Origin of the sequence: Halomonas sp. OfavH-34-E, assembly GCF_024124525.1 — a bacterium.
Classification (GTDB): Bacteria; Pseudomonadota; Gammaproteobacteria; order Pseudomonadales; family Halomonadaceae; genus Halomonas; species Halomonas litopenaei.
In genome coordinates this window covers 83,528-101,592 of sequence record NZ_JAMXRY010000013.1, presented here as the reverse complement: position 1 = coordinate 101,592, position 18,065 = coordinate 83,528, and the positions used below count along the sequence as shown (strand labels likewise).

19 protein-coding genes and 1 tRNA gene are annotated in these 18,065 nt (G+C 63.2%); 13 read left to right on the top strand and 7 right to left on the bottom strand.

The genetic code is table 11. The features are described 5' to 3' along the window. The 6 genes from NH448_RS08040 to NH448_RS08020 form a co-directional block, all read right to left on the bottom strand. A partial coding sequence (locus tag NH448_RS08040; RefSeq protein ID WP_253028661.1) for a UvrD-helicase domain-containing protein occupies window positions 1-391 on the bottom strand: 391 nt, incomplete at its 3' end. Further along, window positions 388-4,122 (bottom strand): exodeoxyribonuclease V subunit gamma, encoded by a 3,735-nt coding sequence (gene recC / locus NH448_RS08035; protein WP_253028660.1) that lies wholly within the window; start codon window positions 4,120-4,122, stop codon window positions 388-390. The genes recC and NH448_RS08040, both read right to left, overlap by 4 nt. 272 nt (window positions 4,123-4,394) lie before the next feature. After that, window positions 4,395-4,529, bottom strand: a complete 135-nt coding sequence (locus NH448_RS23540) for a hypothetical protein (RefSeq protein ID WP_275041598.1) — start codon at window positions 4,527-4,529, stop codon at window positions 4,395-4,397. Window positions 4,530-4,739: 210 nt separating this feature from the next. Next, window positions 4,740-4,961: a hypothetical protein gene (locus NH448_RS08030; RefSeq protein ID WP_045991614.1), complete on the bottom strand. Its 222-nt coding sequence runs from the start codon at window positions 4,959-4,961 to the stop codon at window positions 4,740-4,742. 220 nt (window positions 4,962-5,181) lie between these two features. Beyond that, on the bottom strand, window positions 5,182-5,541 hold the full coding sequence (locus NH448_RS08025; RefSeq protein WP_045991613.1) for a hypothetical protein: 360 nt from the start codon (window positions 5,539-5,541) through the stop codon (window positions 5,182-5,184). 554 nt (window positions 5,542-6,095) lie between these two features. Next, window positions 6,096-6,172 (bottom strand) — tRNA-Pro (locus NH448_RS08020). Between the two features lie 205 nt (window positions 6,173-6,377). On the opposite strand from NH448_RS08020, the gene NH448_RS08015 reads away from it, so the two are divergent. The 7 genes from NH448_RS08015 to NH448_RS07985 all read left to right on the top strand — a co-directional run bounded on the left by NH448_RS08015 (window position 6,378) and on the right by NH448_RS07985 (window position 12,310). After that, window positions 6,378-6,731, top strand: a complete 354-nt coding sequence (locus tag NH448_RS08015) for a CidA/LrgA family protein (RefSeq protein WP_045991507.1) — start codon at window positions 6,378-6,380, stop codon at window positions 6,729-6,731. Next, on the top strand, window positions 6,731-7,459 hold the full coding sequence (locus NH448_RS08010; RefSeq protein WP_045991506.1) for an LrgB family protein: 729 nt from the start codon (window positions 6,731-6,733) through the stop codon (window positions 7,457-7,459). The genes NH448_RS08015 and NH448_RS08010 overlap by 1 nt, the downstream gene beginning before the upstream one ends. 75 nt (window positions 7,460-7,534) lie before the next feature. Further along, window positions 7,535-7,708 carry a DUF2970 domain-containing protein gene (locus NH448_RS08005; RefSeq protein WP_083970217.1) on the top strand — a complete coding sequence of 58 codons (174 nt, stop codon included), beginning with the start codon at window positions 7,535-7,537 and terminating at the stop codon, window positions 7,706-7,708. Between the two features lie 135 nt (window positions 7,709-7,843). Beyond that, complete coding sequence (gene coxB / locus NH448_RS08000; protein WP_045991627.1) at window positions 7,844-8,956, top strand: cytochrome c oxidase subunit II; 1,113 nt, start codon at window positions 7,844-7,846, stop codon at window positions 8,954-8,956. Between the two features lie 211 nt (window positions 8,957-9,167). After that, complete coding sequence (ctaD, locus tag NH448_RS07995) at window positions 9,168-10,799, top strand: cytochrome c oxidase subunit I (protein ID WP_045991505.1); 1,632 nt, start codon at window positions 9,168-9,170, stop codon at window positions 10,797-10,799. Between the two features lie 15 nt (window positions 10,800-10,814). Further along, on the top strand, window positions 10,815-11,450 hold the full coding sequence (locus NH448_RS07990; RefSeq protein ID WP_083970215.1) for a cytochrome c oxidase assembly protein: 636 nt from the start codon (window positions 10,815-10,817) through the stop codon (window positions 11,448-11,450). Further along, window positions 11,447-12,310 (top strand): cytochrome c oxidase subunit 3, encoded by an 864-nt coding sequence (locus NH448_RS07985; protein WP_045991504.1) that lies wholly within the window; start codon window positions 11,447-11,449, stop codon window positions 12,308-12,310. The genes NH448_RS07990 and NH448_RS07985 overlap by 4 nt, the downstream gene beginning before the upstream one ends. A gap of 21 nt (window positions 12,311-12,331) precedes the next feature. On the opposite strand, the gene NH448_RS07980 is transcribed toward NH448_RS07985, so the two are convergent. Continuing rightward, a complete protein-coding gene (locus tag NH448_RS07980) occupies window positions 12,332-12,523 on the bottom strand; it encodes a DUF2909 family protein (protein ID WP_045991503.1) in 192 nt (63 codons plus the stop codon). On the opposite strand from NH448_RS07980, the gene NH448_RS07975 reads away from it, so the two are divergent. The 6 genes from NH448_RS07975 (at window position 12,522) to NH448_RS07950 (ending at window position 17,849) form a co-directional block, all read left to right on the top strand. Further along, window positions 12,522-13,277, top strand: a complete 756-nt coding sequence (locus NH448_RS07975; protein WP_253028659.1) for an SURF1 family protein — start codon at window positions 12,522-12,524, stop codon at window positions 13,275-13,277. The two genes, NH448_RS07980 and NH448_RS07975, sit on opposite strands and share 2 nt — an antisense overlap. Before the next feature lie 218 nt (window positions 13,278-13,495). Then, entirely contained in the window at window positions 13,496-14,149 is a 654-nt protein-coding gene (locus tag NH448_RS07970; protein WP_204248914.1) for a hypothetical protein, read from the top strand. Then, window positions 14,142-15,182: a COX15/CtaA family protein gene (locus tag NH448_RS07965; RefSeq protein WP_045991501.1), complete on the top strand. Its 1,041-nt coding sequence runs from the start codon at window positions 14,142-14,144 to the stop codon at window positions 15,180-15,182. Before NH448_RS07970 ends, NH448_RS07965 begins: the two co-directional genes overlap by 8 nt. Further along, complete coding sequence (cyoE, locus tag NH448_RS07960) at window positions 15,175-16,095, top strand: heme o synthase (RefSeq protein WP_045991500.1); 921 nt, start codon at window positions 15,175-15,177, stop codon at window positions 16,093-16,095. The genes NH448_RS07965 and cyoE overlap by 8 nt, the downstream gene beginning before the upstream one ends. Window positions 16,096-16,249: 154 nt before the next feature. After that, complete coding sequence (locus NH448_RS07955; protein ID WP_045991499.1) at window positions 16,250-16,717, top strand: DUF2489 domain-containing protein; 468 nt, start codon at window positions 16,250-16,252, stop codon at window positions 16,715-16,717. A gap of 319 nt (window positions 16,718-17,036) precedes the next feature. After that, window positions 17,037-17,849, top strand: a complete 813-nt coding sequence (locus tag NH448_RS07950) for an OmpA family protein (RefSeq protein ID WP_045991498.1) — start codon at window positions 17,037-17,039, stop codon at window positions 17,847-17,849. Window positions 17,850-18,065 lie beyond the last annotated feature (216 nt).

Here is an 18,065-nt window from a genome sequence, read left to right as displayed (position 1 = left end):
GCTCGGCGAGGCCGTCGTCCGGAGCGGTGGTTGAGCCGTCGTCCTTGTCGCCGGCGCGAAAGGCCTCGGCGGCCTGGACCAGGCGCGCCCGGATACGATCGCGCAGCTCCTGGCTTGCGGCCTCGGTAAAGGTCACCACCAGAATATCCGGCGGCACCAGCGGCTGGCTGAAGCCATTGTCACGTCGACTCGCCGGGTTGTCCGGCTGGCCGTGGCCCAGCACCAGACGCACGTAGAGCAGCGCGATGGTGAAGGTCTTGCCGGTGCCGGCGCTGGCCTCAATCAACTGACTGCCCTGCAGCGGAAGCGCCAATGGCAGCGGTGTCTGGCCGGCGTTGTCCGGGGAAGGCGGCTGGTCGTCGGTGGAAAAAAGGTCGGACGGCAGGCTCATGCGGATTTCTTCCCGGTGGTGGCGTTACTCTTGCCCGATGCTTTATCAGAGCCCTTGTGAGAGCCCTTGTCTGAGCCCTTGCGAGCGCTGCGCGCGGTGCTGATCCAGCCATGCAGGTCGGCGTAGAGCTCACGGCAGGCCTCGGCAAAGCCCTCGGCGCCGATCAGCGCGTCGAGTCTTGGAAATTCACGCAGCAGCAGCGGGCTTCGCTCCGGCAGTTTTTCCCAGGCCTGCTCCCAGGCCTTGCGCAATGTAGCTGACGTCTGGGCGTCTGCCGGTGGCCAGGCTGCATCCTCTGCCACGGGGTATTCCTCGAGCAGGGCGAAGGCGATGTCGGGGTGGCAAGGCGTGGCCCCCTGCATGGCGGCAAGCCAGCGCTGCATCAGCGCATCCAGGCGTCTTGCGGCCTGTTCGCGGGGCATGCCGGGGATCTCCAGCACGCCGCTGGGTGATACCAGATGGCTCGGCGAATTCGGGTAGAGGCACTGCAGCGCCAGGTGCGCCGGCCAGTGGCGCAGAATCTGGCTCCAGTGAAAATGCTCGCCCTGGTGGATCTGGCTGGTCAACAGCACGATGCGGGCGACCTCACCCGCACCCGCGTCGCCCTCGTCGCTGGCCCCGGAGGAGGGGGCAGAGTCGGTCGCGTGCAGGTGGGACAGGGCGTCCTCCAGTACCAGGGTCTCACTCGAGTCGGGCAAGGGAAGGCGACTGTCGTGGCGAAGCTGCGGTGCCCGCTCCAGCGAGCGTGGATAGCGCTCGAGCAGTTCGCGGTAGTGGTCGAGGGCGTCGGGGATTCGCTCCAGCAACTGGCGGCGGATCACCGGGCCCACCGGTGGCGGCGGGTAGTGGCCGGCGCGCTGCTGGCGCTGGACCTGGCGTTCGATCAACAGGGCGGGGTCGCAGGCGCGGTCGTGGGCCAGACGCTGGCCAAGCGGCTGCACCAGGGCCTCGCGCTGCTGCCATCTGGCAAGGCCGGCGAAGGCGAAGGGTTCGTCGTCGTCGCTCAGCGTCTGTTCGTCGCGCATGTTGGTGGACAGGCGCTGCTGGAACAGGGCGCCGACGGGATCGCGCAGCAGGCCAGAAAGCTGCGACAGGCCGATGGCGCCCTCGGGGCGCCAGGGTGGTAGCGGCTCATCGGCTGAGGTGGCCGTCATCGGGTCCGAGTGACGAGAATCACGCTGGTGCAGGGTCTGCCACTCGTCTGCGTAGGTATAAAGCGGCGAGCCCGCCAGGAAATAGCCGGCGCCGAAGGGCTGCAGCGGGTGCTCGGTGGTCAGGGCGGTGAGCAGGGCCTCGGTCATCTGCTGCTCTTCGGCCAGCGAGCGCTCATCGTGGGGCGGTTGGTCGGGAAGGCGCCAGCCCTTGCCGAGGTGATCGCGCAGCTGCCCGACCAGCACGCTGGGCGGCTTCTCGCCGTTGTCCTGGGGGCTGCGTCCGCACCAGCTGATGGTCAGTCGGTCCCGCGCTGACAGCAGTGCCTCGAGGAACAGGTAGCGGTCGTCGTCACGCCGGGAGCGGTCGCCGGCGCGATAGTGTCCGCGCATGGCCATCAGGTCGAAGTCCATGGCCTCGGCGCGGCGCGGGTAGGCGCCGTCGCTCATGCCCAGCAGCACGACGTGGCGGAAGGGGATTGCGCGCATGGGCATCAGGGTGGCGAAGGTGATGCGGCCCATCATGAAGCTCTGGGATAGCTGGGGCTGGTCGATGCGCGACAGCCAGCTTTCACGCACCACCGCCAGCGGCAGGCGGATGCCGACCTCGGCCGAGTCGACCTCCTCGTGCCAGGTCTCGAGCGCCCCCTGGATGCGCCCGAGCAAGGCCTCTTCGGCACTGGAGCCGGGGGCCAAGGTGCGCTCCAGCATGGTTCCCAGAATCTGGTCCCATTGGCTGGCGGTCTTGGGTTCGATCAGGCTCTGACGAACTTCGTCGAGGGTCATGATCAGCCGGTACAGCGGACCGACCAGGGTGGCGTCGAGGCCGGCGACTTCGTCGTAGGGCACGATGTCGCCCCAGTCCTCGCCGTCGTCGCTGGCCTCGCCCACGGCGTAGCCCATCAGCATGCGCTCCAGGCCGAAGCGCCAGGTGTGCAGCTCGTCGTGTTCCGGCAGGCCGAGTTCGGCTCGCTGGGAGGCATCGAGGCCCCAGCGCACGTTGGCCTCGCGAATCCAGCGTTGCAGGGTGGAAAGGTCCCCCTCGCCAAGGCCAAAGCGCGTGCGGATGGCCGGGATGTCCAGCAGGTCGAGGATCTCGCTGGCGCGAAAGCGCAGACGCGGCAGCGACAGCAGGGTCTCCAGTGCCACCAGCATGGGTTCGCGATGGCGTTCCTGCTGGTCGGCCACGTGGTAGGGCAGGTGGCGCTTCTCGCCCGGGGCGAACTGGCCGAATACCGCGTCGATATAGGGCGTGTAGTCATTGATGTCCGGCACCATCACCATCACGTCCCTGGGTTCGAGAGTCGCATCCTCGGCGAACGCCTCGAGCAGCTGGTCGTGCAGAACCTCCAGTTCACGCTGAGGGCTGTGGCAGATATGAAAACGGATCGAGTGGTCGTGCTCGGGATCAAGCGCTGGCCACTCGGCCTGGGTCTCCGCCAGTGGGCGCAGATTGAGGATGTCGTCCTGCAGTTGGCCCAGCAGGGTGTCGGTGGGCGGCGCCAGGAACAGATCCACCGAGTCGTCGAGCAGGGCGCTCAACGCCTCCACGTCGGTGTGGTCGTGTTCGCTGAGGAGCTGCAGGTAGTCGCGGCCCTGCTTGCCCCATGCCGCCAGCAGCGGATGGGCGTGCAGATGCAGCTGTTCGAGCGAGTGGTGAAGCTCCGCCGGCATGCCCTGGCGACGGCGCTGGCGCACGTGGCGGCGCAGGACCTCCTGGGTCTCGATGATCTCGCCCCAGTAGAACTGGCAGGGGTTGAGCAGACACAGCACCACCTCGCTGATGCTGGACAGGGCGGCCAGCACCTCCAGGGTCTGCTGGGGCAGCGACGAAATGCCGAACACCACGATACGCGGCGGTATTTCCGGGGGGCAGGCCGTCTCGCCCCGTTCGACCTCGCGGGTCAGCTGCTCGGCGGCCCGCTTGAAGCGCTGGTGCACGGCGCCGCGGTGACTGTGGCGCTGGTCGGCAGGCAGGGCGTCGCTGATCCTGCGCCACAGTGCCGGCTGCCAGCGCTGGTCATCGGGGACCTCTGTGACACGGTTACCGGGCAGGGTGAGCACATCGTTGCCGGCCTCCCAGGCGGTGAGCCAGTCGGCGCGATAGACCTGGTACTGATCGAACAGGTCAGCCAGGCGCTCGGCCAGCTGGTAACGCTTGCGCTGCTCATCGTCCTCGCGCAGGTAGCGCGCCAGCGGCTCGAACAGCGGGTCGTCCAGGGCTTCGGGCAGCAGCTTCATCAGGTGCCAGCGCAGGCGACTCTTGTCCCAGGGAGAGGTGGTCGGCACCTGGCCTGGGCCTTCCACCGCCTCGATCACCGCGCGGTAGGCCTGCCACTGAAAGCGCGCGGGCAGGGCAACGTCGGTGCCGAGGCAGACGCCGTAGCCCGGTTCGCCCTGGCGCTCGGCGATGGAGGTCTTGAGCCACTGGGCGATACCGTTGCTCTGCACCAGAAAAAGGGTGCGCGCCAGCGGATGCAGCGGGCGCCGCCCCAGCCACTTCAGGGTCAGATCACGCAGATCCTCCATACGGTTGCCCTGCAGGACGATCAAGCCCGAGGCGGCGGTGGTATCGGTCATGGCGAGTTCTCTGTACTGCGTGAAGGCGTGGCAGCCCGAGGCGGTGTCGGCGCTAGCTTGAGCAGCACACGCCAAGGCATCGTCGGGACGTCTCGGCATAGCCTAATGGATGCGGCGGCGGGGATCACCATCACCGGATGACCACCGTGTCTGGTCGTAGACGGGCATCATCTATAGACCAACATCGCAAGGTAGGCTTCGTCTGTGATGAAGAGGCGTTTCGATGGGAGTGAGCAAATGTCGGCCTCGGCCGAGGGGCGTCTTGCCGAGCACTACCGAGATGGCAACAGTTCATCGACCGGGGCGATATAGCGGCGTTCCGGGTCGTAGCGCTTTATCAGGCCATCGGCGGGCAGCCATTCAGTCGGCCAGAGCCAAAGATCGATAGTGAGCAGGTAGCGCTTCATGGATGATTTCCATCAAACAACGCTTCGATGACGTCCTCTTCCAGCGGAGCATCCCAGCCAGCCTTCGCCTCGATACGACCCTTGGTCAGTCCGTAGAGCTCATCCAGATCAAGTCCTTGATCTTTCAGTGCTTCAATGCGCGCGACCGGCTTCCCGTTCTTGCAGATCAGTACCTCCTGCCCGCGCTGAGCGGCAGCGATCCCGGAGTCCTTATCGAGAGTCTCGGTTTCTGACCACGAACCACAGCCAGATAGCGACACTCAGCGACAGATAGACCACCAGCGGAAGGGCGAGAAACAGCGCCAGCACCTTGATCGAGAAACCTTCCTTGAAAAAGTAGACGATCAGCAGCAGCGGGAAGATGCTGGCAACCAGCAGCGGCCCAGCCTCACGCCGTATCCACTGGACGACCGCAGTGGTCTTGTTGGGCATAAGCGTCCTCTGGTGGTCGTGGTTGGTGTTGCAGGAACTGCCGGAGCACCACTGACGACATCTTCCTGCCGGTGATGTCGGCGACGTTGTGCCGGTGGTCTTCGCAGGGACTACAACGAGATAGTGACTCGCCTGGCTGCGCGCCTTCAGGGCGTCGAAGAAAGGCCGTCGGCGCACCTGTAATCCTGCAGGCGCTGCCGACGGCCTGCTGCATCGCAGATCAGAGCATCTCATCGATGTTGTTGATGGTGGGTTCGAGAATCAGCTCGCCTGTGCCCTGTTGCACCACGCGATTGGGTTCGATGAAGCAGGTCACCAGGCACCTGGCGCTTTCACCACCATCGGAGATGGTGAAGGTCTTCTTGGTGGAGACAACCCTGCCTTGCACATAGACCAGGCTGGTTTTTTCGCCTTCTTCTGCGGTAAAGGGGAGCTCGATCAGATCATCGGTGGCTGGAACTTCCTGCAAGGAGTCGATCTGGTGCTCCGGCATTTCCAGTGGCGTGGGTTTCAGCAACAGTGGCTCGAGGGACTTGGTGTTCAGGGAGTCCGTAAGCTGAAACATCAGTCGGTAGTTCATGTCAGTTCCTGATTGGTGTCGTGAGACGCAGCCACTGCTGTGCGTCGATTTCCTGCCGGCCATTCCTGCTCGCCCTGGCGGCTGCTCGAGACGAGCAGGTCTACCCCGTCTGCTGCCTTGTATCCGCTGGCCGGCAGATGTCGGGTATGAAACGCCAGAGAATTCAATCATTTGTCGAATAAGAGCAGGCTAATATATAGCATTGGTAGTATCCGATCGCCAGCACTTTACGGTGACCGTTCGATGCGGCGGCTGGCGGTATAGAGGCACTGAGCGCAGGTCGCGGTAGCAGCCTGGGTCCCGCAGGGGTATCGGCTCCAGACAGCGCGATGTAACGACGCCACGAGGAGGACAAAGCGAGAAGGGTGAAAGTAGCAAGTGGGCCGAGTGGATAGTGCAGGAGGTAGTGCTGTCGATAGCGGAGTAAAAAGCGGAGTGGGGTCAGTTCAGGCGGTGCCCACGTGTGAACTCGATGCGATGAGAAGGGGGGGGCGAAAACGACGAAAAACGGCCACCGCTCTGATGAGCAAGGTGACCGTCATTCTTGAATTCAGTGGTCGGAGCGACAGGATTCGAACCTGCGACCTTTGCAACCCCATTGCAACGCGCTACCAAGCTGCGCCACGCTCCGACTTGGCCTACGGGTTGTGTGACCGTCTGGCCTGTCCCCCGAAGACGAGGCGTATACTAGCGCGTTCATTTCAAAATGAAAAGCCCCTTTTGCGCTTTTATTTCAATTGGTTGGAAATTGACCAGCCCCGGGCGTCAGCGCTGCCCACTTTGTCCGTGCTCTGACACACTAATGGTAGGCAATGGGACACGAGGAGGACCAGGGAATGCCGCTGATTCTGGGGATGAGTCTACTGCTGGCGTGTCAGTTCGCCGGCGAGTTGATCGCGCGGGGGCTGACGTTACCGATACCCGGGCCGGTGATCGGAATGGTGATCCTGCTGATCGGGCTGTCGATTCGCGGCAAGGTGCCGAAGAGCCTGCGTACGACAGGGGAAGGTCTGCTGCGTTACCTGACGCTGTTGTTTGTGCCTGCGGGTGTCGGGTTGATGGTGCATGGCCGCCTGATCGCCGATGACTGGCTCGCCATTGCGGCGACGCTGGTGCTGTCCACGGCCTTGACCCTGGCGGTCACCGCCTGGGTCATGGCAAGGCTGGCTGCTCGCCGGGGAGGTCAGTAATGGATGTGGCCGAACTCGATGAGCTATGGGTCTATCTGTCTGGCAATCCGCTGTTGTCGCTGCTGGTCACGCTGTTGGCCTTCGCCCTGGCGGTGCGCATCAACAAGTGGCTGGGCGGCACGCCGCTGCTTCACGCGGTAACCCTGAGTATTGCCCTGATCATCTCCTTCCTGCTGGTCACCGGGATCGACTACGCCACCTACTTCGAGGGCGCCCAGTTCATCCACTTTTTGCTGGGGCCCGCCACGGTGGCGCTGGCCATCCCGCTGTATGACCATCGCGAGCGGGTGCGTCAGTTACTGCTGCCGCTGTTGGTAGCTTGCGGCGCGGGTATCGTGACCGCGGTGGCCTCGACCCTTGGCATTGCGCTGTTGTTCGGGGCGGCGCCAGAAACCGTGCTGTCGTTGGCGCCGCGCTCGGTAACGTCGCCCATCGCCATGGGGGTGGCGGAGAAGATAGGCGGTATTCCGTCACTGGCGGCGGGGCTTGTGTTGATTACCGGCTCCATCGGCTGTGCGCTGGGGCCGTTCATCTTTCGTCTACTCGGCATCAAGGACCCGGTGATCCAGGGTTTTACCATGGGGCTCTCCGCCCACGGCTTTGGTACGGCCCAGGCGTTCGCCAAGCTGGGAGCCATGGCCGGCGCCTTCTCTGGCCTTGCCATGGGGCTGACGGGCTTGATCACCGCCTTTTTGCTGCCGCTGATTGTGGCGATATTCGGACTCTGACCTTCGTCTAATGCGCAACGCAAATTGTCTCCGGCTGAACTATGGTCAAGCGAAGGGATTGGGCCGGAGGTCAAGATGTGGAAGACCATCAAGTCGGTACTCGCCGCGTTTTTCGGCGTGCAACGCGAGTCCCGGCGTCAGGAAGACTTCACCACCGGCAAGGCGTCCAGCTTTATCGTCGTAGGCATCCTCATGGGGGTGCTGTTTGTCGTGATTCTGATCGTGATCGCCACCCTGGCGGCGGGTTGAGTGACCCGTTGGCAGGGTGGCGTCTTGCGTTGACGGCTCGGCCCGCTACAGGCGGGGCAGTGACCAGGCTCTTCTATACTCGAGCCATTGGCGAGCGAACAAGATAACAACGAGCTCCAGGAGGCATCGATGCGCATGCGGCATGTGTGGATGACTGCGGGAACGCTGTTCGCAGGACTCGGAGGGCACCTCCAGGCGTCCGACTGGAACATGCCGGTCGGGGTGACGGACGTCAGTCGTGAGGTGTATTCGCTGCACATGACGATCTTCTGGATCTGCGTGATCATTGGCGTGGTGGTCTTCGGCGCCATGTTCTACTCGCTGTTCCGCTATCGTCACTCCCAGGGCGCAAAGGCCGCCAAGTTCCATGAGCACACCACCGTCGAGGTGATCTGGACGGCCCTGCCGTTGCTCATTCTGGTCGGCATGGCAGTGCCGGCTACCGCCACGCTCAAGAAGATGTACGACGCCTCCGACGCCGACCTGGATGTGATGGTGACCGGCCAGCAATGGCGCTGGCACTACAGCTACCTGGGTGAAGATGTCGACTTTACTTCCAACCTTGCGACCCCCCGCGAGCAGATCTCCGGCGAGAGCGAGAAGGGGGAAAACTATCTACTCGAAGTCGATGAACCACTGGTGCTGCCGGTGGGCAAGAAGGTACGCCTGCTGCTGACCGCCGACGACGTCATCCACTCATGGTGGGTGCCCGAACTGGCGGTCAAGCAGGACGCGGTGCCAGGCTTCGTCAACGAAAACTGGGTGCGCATCAACGAGCCCGGCATCTATCGCGGCCAGTGCGCGGAACTCTGCGGCAAGGATCACGGTTTCATGCCAGTGGTGGTCGAGGCGGTCGAGCAGGAGCAGTTCGATACCTGGTTGGCCGAGCGCAAGGCCGCTGCTGCCCAGGAGGCCCAGGGGGTGGATCGCGAGTGGTCCATGGACGAACTGATGGAGCGTGGCGAGCAGGTCTACGGCTCCATCTGCGCCTCCTGTCACCAGGTCGATGGTAGTGGCCTGCCGCCTGCCTTCCCGGCGCTGGCGGGCAACCAGGCACTGCTGGACGAGCCGGAGCGCCATCTGGATACCGTCGTCAATGGTGTCTCGGGTACCGCCATGCCGGCCTTCCGCACCACCCTGAATCCGGTGGAGATCGCCGCCGTCATCACCTACGAACGCAACGCCTGGGGTAATGAGACAGGCGAGGTGACCCAGCCGGCCGATATCGCCGACATGCTGTCCGAGTAGCCGGACGAACGGCTGTCGGGATCGCGATTGGAGCAGCCGTTCAGGTGCCGGGAAATGCAAGCACAAGAGATGAACGAGCAAGGGAATAGCGAACAAGGGATGGTCGACGAACGACCAGTCCGAGCAACCGGGGGCTCTCAGGAGTCACGTTGAACGCACCATCGACGCCCGCCAAGAGTCAGGCAGGCGGCCAACAGGGGAGATCTTCGCCATGGCGTCACTGCCTCCCAAGCATCGACTCGAGTCGTCGGCCTCCGAGGCCAGCTCGGCGGGACACGACGAGCATCACTATCGCCCAGGCGGTCTGATGCGCTGGGTACTGACCACCAATCACAAGGAGATCGGTACCCTTTATCTGATCTTCTCCTTGACCATGTTTCTGATCGGTGGGGTCTTCGCGCTGGTGGTGCGGGCCGAATTGTTCCAGCCCGGTCTTCAGCTGGTGCAGCCCGAGTTCTTCAACCAGATGACCACCATGCATGGCCTGATCATGGTGTTCGGCGCGGTGATGCCGGCCTTCGTTGGGCTGGCCAACTGGATGGTGCCGCTGCAGATCGGGGCGCCGGACATGGCGTTGCCGAGGCTCAATAACTTCAGCTTCTGGCTGCTGCCGATCGCCTTTACCCTGATGTTGAGTACGTTGTTCATGCCGGGTGGGGCGCCGAATTTCGGCTGGACCTTCTATGCGCCGCTGTCCACCACCTACGCGCCGCCGTCCACCACCTTCTTTATATTGTCGCTGCACATCGCCGGTATCAGCTCGATCCTGGGGGCGATCAATATCATCGCCACCATCCTGAACCTGCGCGCACCGGGCATGCGCCTGATGGACATGACCCTGTTCGTCTGGACCTGGTTGATCACCGCCTTCCTGCTGATCGCGGTAATGCCGGTGCTGGCCGGGGTGGTTACCATGATGCTGATGGACATCAACTTCGGCACCAGCTTCTTCAATGCCGGTGGCGGTGGTGATCCGGTGCTGTTCCAGCATCTGTTCTGGTTCTTCGGGCATCCCGAGGTCTACATCATGATCCTGCCGGCTTTCGGCATCGTTTCGGTGATCATTCCGACGTTCGCCCGCAAGCGGCTGTTCGGCTATGCCTCCATGGTCTACGCCACCGCTTCCATCGCCATCCTGTCGTTTTTGGTGTGGGCACACCACATGTTCGTGGTGGGGTTACCGTTGGTGGCGGAGCTGTTCTTCATGTACAGCACCATGCTGATCGCAGTGCCGACCGGGGTGAAGGTGTTCAACTGGATCACCACCCTGTTCCGGGGTTCGATCAGCTTCGAGCCGGCGATGCTGTTCGCCATCGCCTTTGTGGTGCTGTTTACCATCGGTGGCTTCTCGGGGCTGATGTTGGCGATCTCGCCGGCGGACTTCCAGTACCACGACACCTACTTCGTGGTGGCGCACTTTCACTACGTGCTGGTGCCCGGCGCGGTGTTCTCGATCATGGCGGGGGTCTACTATTGGCTGCCCAAGTGGACCGGCCACTACCCGCACCTGCGGCTGTCCCAGTGGCACTTCTGGCTGTCGATGATCGGGGTCAATCTGACCTTCTTCCCGATGCACTTTTCAGGGCTTGCCGGCATGCCGCGACGGATTCCCGACTACTCGTTGCAGTTTGCCGACTTCAACATGCTCTCCAGTATCGGTGCCTTCATGTTCGGCTTCTCGCAGCTGTTGTTCGTGGTCATCGTGATCATGTGCGTGCGGGGCGGCAAGAAGGCGCCGGCCAAGGCCTGGGATGGCGCCGAGGATCTTGAATGGACGGTGCCGAGCCCGGCGCCTCTGCATACCTTCGAGCACCCGCCCCAGTATCGGCCGGTGGAGCACTGAGTCGGGAGTGTCGCCATGACGGACGTCGTCGAGGATCGCAGTCCCCAGGTTCGACGAACCGTGGTGAAGACTCTGGTGGTGCTGGCGGGGATGTTTGGCTTCGCGTTTGCCCTGGTCCCGCTGTATGACGTCTTCTGCCAGGTGACGGGGCTCAACGGCAAGACCTCGACCAGCGCTCAGACGCTGGTGCACGAAGAGGTCGATACCGAACGCACGGTGACGATGCAGTTCGTGACTCGTGGCAGTGCGGGACTGCCGTGGAAGCTGGAGGCCCACAGTCGCCAGGTTCGGGTTCACCCAGGGCAGAGCACGGAGGTGTATTTCACCTTTCGCAATCTGGGTGACCAGGCGCTGGTGGCAAGGGCGGTGCCCAGCGTGACCCCATCTCCGGCGTCGTTACATCTGCGCAAGCTGGCCTGTTTCTGTTTCGACAATCAACGGCTGGCGCCGGGGGAGAGCTTCGAGGCGCCACTGGTGTTTCAACTGACCCGCGATCTCCCCGAAGAGATCAAGACCGTGACCCTGGTGTACACGCTCTACCCGCAGGACCAGGGACCGGACGTGGCGGTGGCGACGGTGGCCGACGGCGCACCGGGCAGTGACAAGGGACGCCGACCGGCGTCTGGCGAAGATCCAGGAGGTGAAGCATGAGTGGTGGCAGCTACTACGTACCCGCGACCAGCAAGTGGCCGATCCTCGGTTCCCTGGCCATGGGCGTGATGATGGTCGGCGGGGGCACCTGGCTGGTGCACGGGGCGGCGGGGTCGCCGATCATGCTGGCGGGGCTGGTGGGCATCCTGGCGGTGATGGTGCTGTGGTTCAGGGATGTCATCAAGGAGTCCATGTCAGGGCTCTATGACGCCCAGATGGATCGGTCCTTCCGCTGGGGCATGGGCTGGTTCATCTTCTCGGAAGTGATGTTCTTCGGCGCCTTCTTCGGTGCGCTGTTCTATGTGCGGACTTTGGCGCTGCCATGGCTCGATGGTGAAGGTGCCAAGGGCGTGTCGGCATTGCTGTGGCCCGACTTCACCGCCAGCTGGCCGCTGGAGAACCCACCGGACAGCGCCATCTCGGGGCCGACCGAGACCCTGAGCCCGTGGCAGCTGCCGCTGGTCAACACCCTGCTGCTGGTGTCCTCGAGCATTACCCTGACGGTCGCCCACGAAGCGTTGAAGATGGGGGAGCGTCGCGCTACCCACAACTGGTTGTTCGGTACGGTGCTGCTGGGCACCTTCTTCATCATCATCCAGGGGGTCGAGTACTACGAAGCCTACCATCACCTGGGCCTGACCCTGGAGGCGGGCATCTACGGCTCGACCTTCTTCATGCTGACGGGCTTCCATGGCCTTCACGTCATCATCGGCACCATCATCCTGGCCAGCATCCTGATGCGTATCCGCAAGGGCCATTTCAGTGGCGACAACCACTTCGGTTTCGAGGCGGCGGCCTGGTACTGGCACTTTGTCGACGTGGTCTGGCTGGGGCTGTTCATCTTTGTCTACGTGTTCTGAGGCAGGCGGCGTGGGGGCCGCTCAGCCGATCGTTCCGGTGGCGAAGCCATAGGCCAGCAACGCCAGCAGCAGGGCGGCCAGGGCTACCCGGATCTTGAGCGAGACCAGCAGGCGGCGTGAGTGGCTGTCGTCCTTGAGCAGGAAGCCGACCCCGGCCGCGAGACTGGCCAGCATGGCCACGAACACGATCAGAATCAGGATCTTGAGCAGCATGGTGAGAGTCCGTTCGAGTGAGGGAAAAAGGTGTGGTCCGGGTCGGCTGGTGGCCTGGTGCCTGCTGTGTGCAGCGCTGATGGTGCTGGGTATCGGCCTTGGACTATGGCAGTGGGAGCGCGCCGCCGGCAAGCGCGACTATCTTGCAAACCTTGCCGAGGCACCGACCTTGAACATGCCAGGGACATTGCCGCCGGACGGCAGCCGCCTGTCGCTCGAAGGCGTCTTTCAGGCCGACGAAACCCTCTACCTGGACAATCGGATGCTCGGCAATCGACTCGGGGTAGCGGTGCTCACGCCCTTTGTCGACGTCGAGGGACAGCGGTGGCTGGTGGAGCGCGGCTTTCTCGAGACAGGGGTGTCGCGCCAGGCGCCCTACGCAGAGACGCCGAAGGGGCTGGTGTCGCTGAGCGGTGACTGGCAGGCGGATGGCCGGCGTACGCCGCGGTTCGGTGACAACCTCGAAGGCACGCGACTGCAGCGCATCGAACTCGGAGCCTGGGACGAGGAGTTCAGCTTTGCCGGTTGGCTGCATCAGCGCCAGGGTCCCGGGCATCTGGAGGACTGGTGGACGCCTAACGTCATGCCACCAGAGCGACATCTGGCCTATGCACTGCAGTGGTGGGGGCTTTCGTTGGTGGCGCTGCTGGCGCTGCTGTTTGGAGGTCGACGACTCTATCGCGATCTTTGCGGGGCGGGCGTCACGAGCGCTGAAAGGTCAATTGTTGATATGTCCGCCAGGCAAGAACGCTAAGGCCGTGAGATGGCAAGACCGCGAAAGAAAACCGCGAAAGAAAACTGCGGAAGACAATAACGCCGCGAAAGACAGGAAAGGGTCGAAAGACAAGCGACATCGGCGAGGGCAAGAGGCTAGCGCGAGAGCACGACACTAACGCGAGAACAACAGATACCCGATAGCCCAGCGGACACGACAGGACCGAACGTGTCGACGCAAGGAGTGGAGGTGCGAGGATGACGACGATGGGGTGGCAGCGGCTGAAGCTGGTCGCACTGATCGCGATCTTTGTGATGCCCATGGCGCTTGCCTGGGGCATGGTCGAGTTCCGTATCGGCATTCCCGACAACCGTACCGCACACGGGGCGCTTGATGCCGATGTGCCGCCGCTATCCCGGTGGCCGGCTCTTGAGCGCACAGACATTGCCAGTCGCGATCGTGGAGGGGAGGTCGCGGCGCATGCCTGGACCCTGGCCTACGACTGCGGCGATAGCTGCGCCGAAGACGCGGATCGCTGGTGGCGCCTGCACCGGGCGTTGGGCAAGGACGCCCATCGTCTGAGTCGGGTGCGCGTGGGTGGAGACGCTGCCGCCTTGCCTGGCGAGTCGCTGGTGACCTGGACCGAGTCGCCGGAGTGGGCCAGTCAGGGGCAGGCATGGCTGCTTGACCCCCAGGGGTGGGTGGCGGTCGCCTATCCTGCCGGGGTGGAGACCCGGGCGGTGATGGACGACATCGAGCATCTGTTCAAGCGCAACCCCGAGCCACCGCTTGCTGCCCTGGGCGAAGATCCCGGTGAGGCCGAGGCTACGCAAGGTGCCACCGAACTGGTCAGTCTGAACGACAGCCAAGGTGCCAGCGAAGACGCCCGCCAGGAGGTGCGCCATGAATGATCGACGCCTGGCGACGCTGCGGCTCCTGAGTCTTGTGGGGGCGCTGTTCACCGCCCTGGTCATCATGGCCGGTGCCTTCACCCGGTTGCTGGATGCGGGGCTGGGTTGTCCCGACTGGCCGGGCTGCTATGGGGCGCTGGTCGTGCCCGATGCAAGCAGCGCTCTGCTGCATAGTCCGGATGCACCGCTGGAGGCATCCAAGGCCTGGATGGAAATGATTCATCGCTACCTGGCCGGATGTCTCGGGGTCATGGTGATGGCCCTGCTGGTGCTGGCCTGGCCCAGGCGGCGCAAGCCTGGGTTTCCCTGGCGTCTGATGCTGATGCTGTTCGCCGCCTTGATGGTGCAGGGGGCCTTCGGTGCCTACACCGTGACCCTCAAGCTGTGGCCCCAGGTGGTAACCCTTCACCTGCTGGGTGGTCTCACGGTGATGACGCTGTTCATCTGGCTGCATCTGCGCCTGCGTCGTGTCGCCAGGGGGGAGGCGGCGCTCGCTGCCCGACCACTGGGGGCGCTGATGGGGGTGGCCACCATGCTGCTGGTACTGCAACTGGCGCTGGGGGGCTGGACCTCCAGCAACTACGCGGGCATCGCCTGTCAGGGGTTTCCCACCTGCAATAGCCAGTGGGTTCCCGACACCGACTGGGGTGAGGGCTTCCACCTTACCCAGACGGTGGGTCCCAACTATCTGCACGGGGCCCTGCACGCCGAAGCACGCACGACGATCCATCTGGCCCATCGGCTGGGAGCGCTGGCGTTGACGCTGGCGCTGGCACTGGTGGTGATCCGTCGCTGGCATCGCCGTGAGATGCGGCCCTGGCTGCTGACGCTGGCCGGGGCGACGGCGTTGCAGGTCGCCCTGGGTATCGCCAATGTGCTGCTGTGGCTGCCGCTGGGCCTGGCGCTTCTGCATACTGCCGGCGCGGTACTGCTGGTCTTCAGTTTTACCCTGGTAGCGTGGAAGCAGCGCCATTCAAGACAGGCGGTGAAGGGACGTCAACGCCAGACCAGAGGAGGGTGGCTCCATGCGTGATGCACAGGCCATGGGTGCAGCGACCCATCCGCTATGGCGTGACTTGCTGACGTTGTGCAAATGGCGAGTGGTCATGGTGATGCTGGTATGCGCCCTGGTGGGGATGTTGCTGGCGATCCCCGGTGCGATATCGCCAGCTGCGCTTAACGCCATGGTGTGCGGGCTTATCGGGATTGCACTGGCCGCCGCCGGGGCGGCGGCGATCAACCACGTGGTGGATCGCAAGCTGGATGCGCGGATGCATCGCACCTCGCGGCGCCCGCTGGCGTCCGGTCGCTTGTCGACGCCACTGGCGCTGGCCTGGGCGCTGTCATTGTCCACCTCGGGGGTGGCGCTGCTGGCGCTGACCGTCAATCCGTTGACCGCTTGGCTTACGCTGTGGTCGCTGGTCGGTTATGCGTTGATCTACACGGTATTTCTGAAACGGGCCACGCCGCAGAATATCGTCATCGGTGGTGTCGCAGGTGCCGCGCCGCCACTGCTGGGCTGGACCAGCGTGACCGGGACAGTGGGAGCCGAACCGCTGCTGCTCATGTTGATCATCTTTGCCTGGACGCCGCCGCACTTCTGGGCGCTGGCGATCTACAAGCGCGATGAATACGCCGAGGCCGGCGTACCGATGCTGCCGGTAACCCATGGCCTCGCCTTTGCCAGACTGCAGGTCTGGCTATATGGCTGGTTGACGGTAGCGGCCACCTTGCTGCCGTTCACCATCGGCATGAGTGGCTGGCTCTATCTGGTCAGCGTCTGTGTGCTCAATCTACGCTTCATGCAGTGGAATCTCAGGGTCTGGCGTGGACACGACGAACAGGCGCCCTTGCAGGCCTTCTGGTTTTCCATACGCTATCTGCTTGGCGTCTTTCTGGCCTTGTTGCTGGATCACTATCTGAGTATCGCCTTGAGTCCTGCATAGCCCTTGCCGTCATTCAACGGTTCGGTGTCACGGGAGTGTCATCGGCAGGTGGCAACAATGCAGACGGCAGTCACCGGTCTTTCTCGCGATGGATGGTTCAGCCTCTCTGGTAGATGTGTAGAATGCCCCCTTTGACCATCGCACAGGGGGCTGCATGTCCACGACGCTCGCTTATGCCTTGCTCGGGCTTGGCATTGTCATCATTGCCGCGTTGGCGTGGTACGCCTGGTCGTTGAAGAATGAGGTGCGGCGCCGAGAGGGAGTGATTCGGGACGAGGAACGTCGTGCCAGGGAAAATGGCCTGGAAAACCTCGGTCTGGTTGCGTCGGCGCTATTGCAGCGTCAGGTCGATGTGACCGAAGGCTGCTGGCGGTTGAAAGTATTGTTCGAGATCATCGATCCGGCACTGCTTGAGCGGCGCGAGTTCAGAGTCTTTGCCGAGGTCTACGAACAGACCCGTCATCTGCACACACATCAGGCTCGTCAAGAGCTTACGCCCAAGGAGCGGTTCGCTGAAGACAAGCAGCGACTGGCCGTGGAAGAAGCGAATCGCGACGATGTGCTGGCTGCGGCACAGGCTGCGCTGGATTTTCAAGCCCGTTACCCCGACTCTCTCAATTGAGCGATCTCGAACACTGTTCGATGAAGTGAATGACGGGCGGGTATCGCCTGTGCTAGTTTGATTGTACAGAAGCGATACGTCATGATATCGCCTGCAAGGGATTGGTCGTGCAGCAATTGTCTTGCACGATGGGCCGTTGGCAGAAGACGTTGAGATATTGGCGACTAATAGACTGGCTAGGCGCTGTATTTCATGCTTTTCTTGCCTATGAGGAAGTAGGGTACCTATCCTGTTTCTCGATCGGCACAACATTGGACCCGCTGAAGAACAGGGTTACCCGTATTCAGCATTGAGTGTCAGATAGAAGAAGGAGTCTTACATGAAAAAATCAACGACTGGCTTGCTGCTCGGTTCTGCACTGGTTGTCGGCCTCTCCGGCTGCGCCAGCTCCGCCTCTCAGTCCTCCTCCGGCATGAGCGCATCTGACGCCAAGCCGTGGTACCAGCACCCGATGGTGTGTGGTATCGCTGGTGGTCTGATCGGCGGTGGTATCGGCTACGGCACCACCAGCGATGACGACGAGGAAACCGGCGCTGCTGTCGGCGCGACCGTCGGCACCGTGGCTGGCGCTCTGCTGTGTGCCGAGCCGAACAAGGAGCCGATGAACGCTCCGAAGGATTCCGACGGTGACGGCGTCTACGACGCCAACGACCAGTGCCCGGGTACTCCGGCCGGTGTCGCCGTGGACGCAGTGGGTTGCCCGCTGGATTCCGACAACGATGGCGTGCCGGACTTCCAGGACCAGTGCCCGGGTACTCCGGCTGGCGTCGAGGTCAACTCCCTCGGTTGCGAGAAGGACCTGGTCCTGCGTGACGTGAACTTCGAGTTCGACTCCGCCGTCCTGACCGCTCAGGCTGAGCAGGTTCTGGCTGGTGTTGCCGAGCGTCTGCGCGCCAACCCGAACGTCGGCGTGCGCATCGAAGGTCACACCGACAGCGTCGGTTCCGACAGCTACAACAAGCAGCTGTCTCAGGAGCGTGCCGCTTCCGTTGCTCGCTTCCTGGCGAGCCAGGGTGTTCAGCCGAACCGCATGCGTGCCATCGGTTACGGTGAAGAGCAGCCCATCGCGACCAACGACACCGATGCAGGTCGTGCGGAAAACCGTCGTGTGGAACTGGGTGAGTGGCAGTAAGTCTGCCCTGACCGAGTCCGTCTCGATCGCCTGATCGAGCACGATGACATCAGCGAGGCGCCTTCGGGCGCCTCGCTGCGTTTCGGGTGGTGGTGGCCAGGCTTGCCATTCCGCTCGCTAAAGGTGTCGCGACGCCCTCCACAGGGGTAGAGCATGGCGCCGGCGGCGCCATTTCTGATATTCTATGTCGCTGTTTCACCCCTCGAATCCATTTTG

Excerpts from the sequence above, each read along its gene's own strand:
- recC (WP_253028660.1), bottom strand. The coding sequence starts at position 4,122 with ATGACCGATACCACCGCCGCCTCGGGCTTGATCGTCCTGCAGGGCAAC.
- NH448_RS23540 (WP_275041598.1), bottom strand. The coding sequence starts at position 4,529 with ATGAAGCGCTACCTGCTCACTATCGATCTTTGGCTCTGGCCGACTGAA.
- NH448_RS08030 (WP_045991614.1), bottom strand. The coding sequence starts at position 4,961 with ATGCCCAACAAGACCACTGCGGTCGTCCAGTGGATACGGCGTGAGGCT.
- NH448_RS08025 (WP_045991613.1), bottom strand. The coding sequence starts at position 5,541 with ATGAACTACCGACTGATGTTTCAGCTTACGGACTCCCTGAACACCAAG.
- NH448_RS08015 (WP_045991507.1), top strand. The coding sequence starts at position 6,378 with ATGCCGCTGATTCTGGGGATGAGTCTACTGCTGGCGTGTCAGTTCGCC.
- NH448_RS08010 (WP_045991506.1), top strand. The coding sequence starts at position 6,731 with ATGGATGTGGCCGAACTCGATGAGCTATGGGTCTATCTGTCTGGCAAT.
- NH448_RS08005 (WP_083970217.1), top strand. The coding sequence starts at position 7,535 with ATGTGGAAGACCATCAAGTCGGTACTCGCCGCGTTTTTCGGCGTGCAA.
- coxB (WP_045991627.1), top strand. The coding sequence starts at position 7,844 with ATGCGGCATGTGTGGATGACTGCGGGAACGCTGTTCGCAGGACTCGGA.
- ctaD (WP_045991505.1), top strand. The coding sequence starts at position 9,168 with ATGGCGTCACTGCCTCCCAAGCATCGACTCGAGTCGTCGGCCTCCGAG.
- NH448_RS07990 (WP_083970215.1), top strand. The coding sequence starts at position 10,815 with ATGACGGACGTCGTCGAGGATCGCAGTCCCCAGGTTCGACGAACCGTG.
- NH448_RS07985 (WP_045991504.1), top strand. The coding sequence starts at position 11,447 with ATGAGTGGTGGCAGCTACTACGTACCCGCGACCAGCAAGTGGCCGATC.
- NH448_RS07975 (WP_253028659.1), top strand. The coding sequence starts at position 12,522 with ATGGTGAGAGTCCGTTCGAGTGAGGGAAAAAGGTGTGGTCCGGGTCGG.
- NH448_RS07980 (WP_045991503.1), bottom strand. The coding sequence starts at position 12,523 with ATGCTGCTCAAGATCCTGATTCTGATCGTGTTCGTGGCCATGCTGGCC.
- NH448_RS07970 (WP_204248914.1), top strand. The coding sequence starts at position 13,496 with ATGACGACGATGGGGTGGCAGCGGCTGAAGCTGGTCGCACTGATCGCG.
- NH448_RS07965 (WP_045991501.1), top strand. The coding sequence starts at position 14,142 with ATGAATGATCGACGCCTGGCGACGCTGCGGCTCCTGAGTCTTGTGGGG.
- cyoE (WP_045991500.1), top strand. The coding sequence starts at position 15,175 with ATGCGTGATGCACAGGCCATGGGTGCAGCGACCCATCCGCTATGGCGT.
- NH448_RS07955 (WP_045991499.1), top strand. The coding sequence starts at position 16,250 with ATGTCCACGACGCTCGCTTATGCCTTGCTCGGGCTTGGCATTGTCATC.
- NH448_RS07950 (WP_045991498.1), top strand. The coding sequence starts at position 17,037 with ATGAAAAAATCAACGACTGGCTTGCTGCTCGGTTCTGCACTGGTTGTC.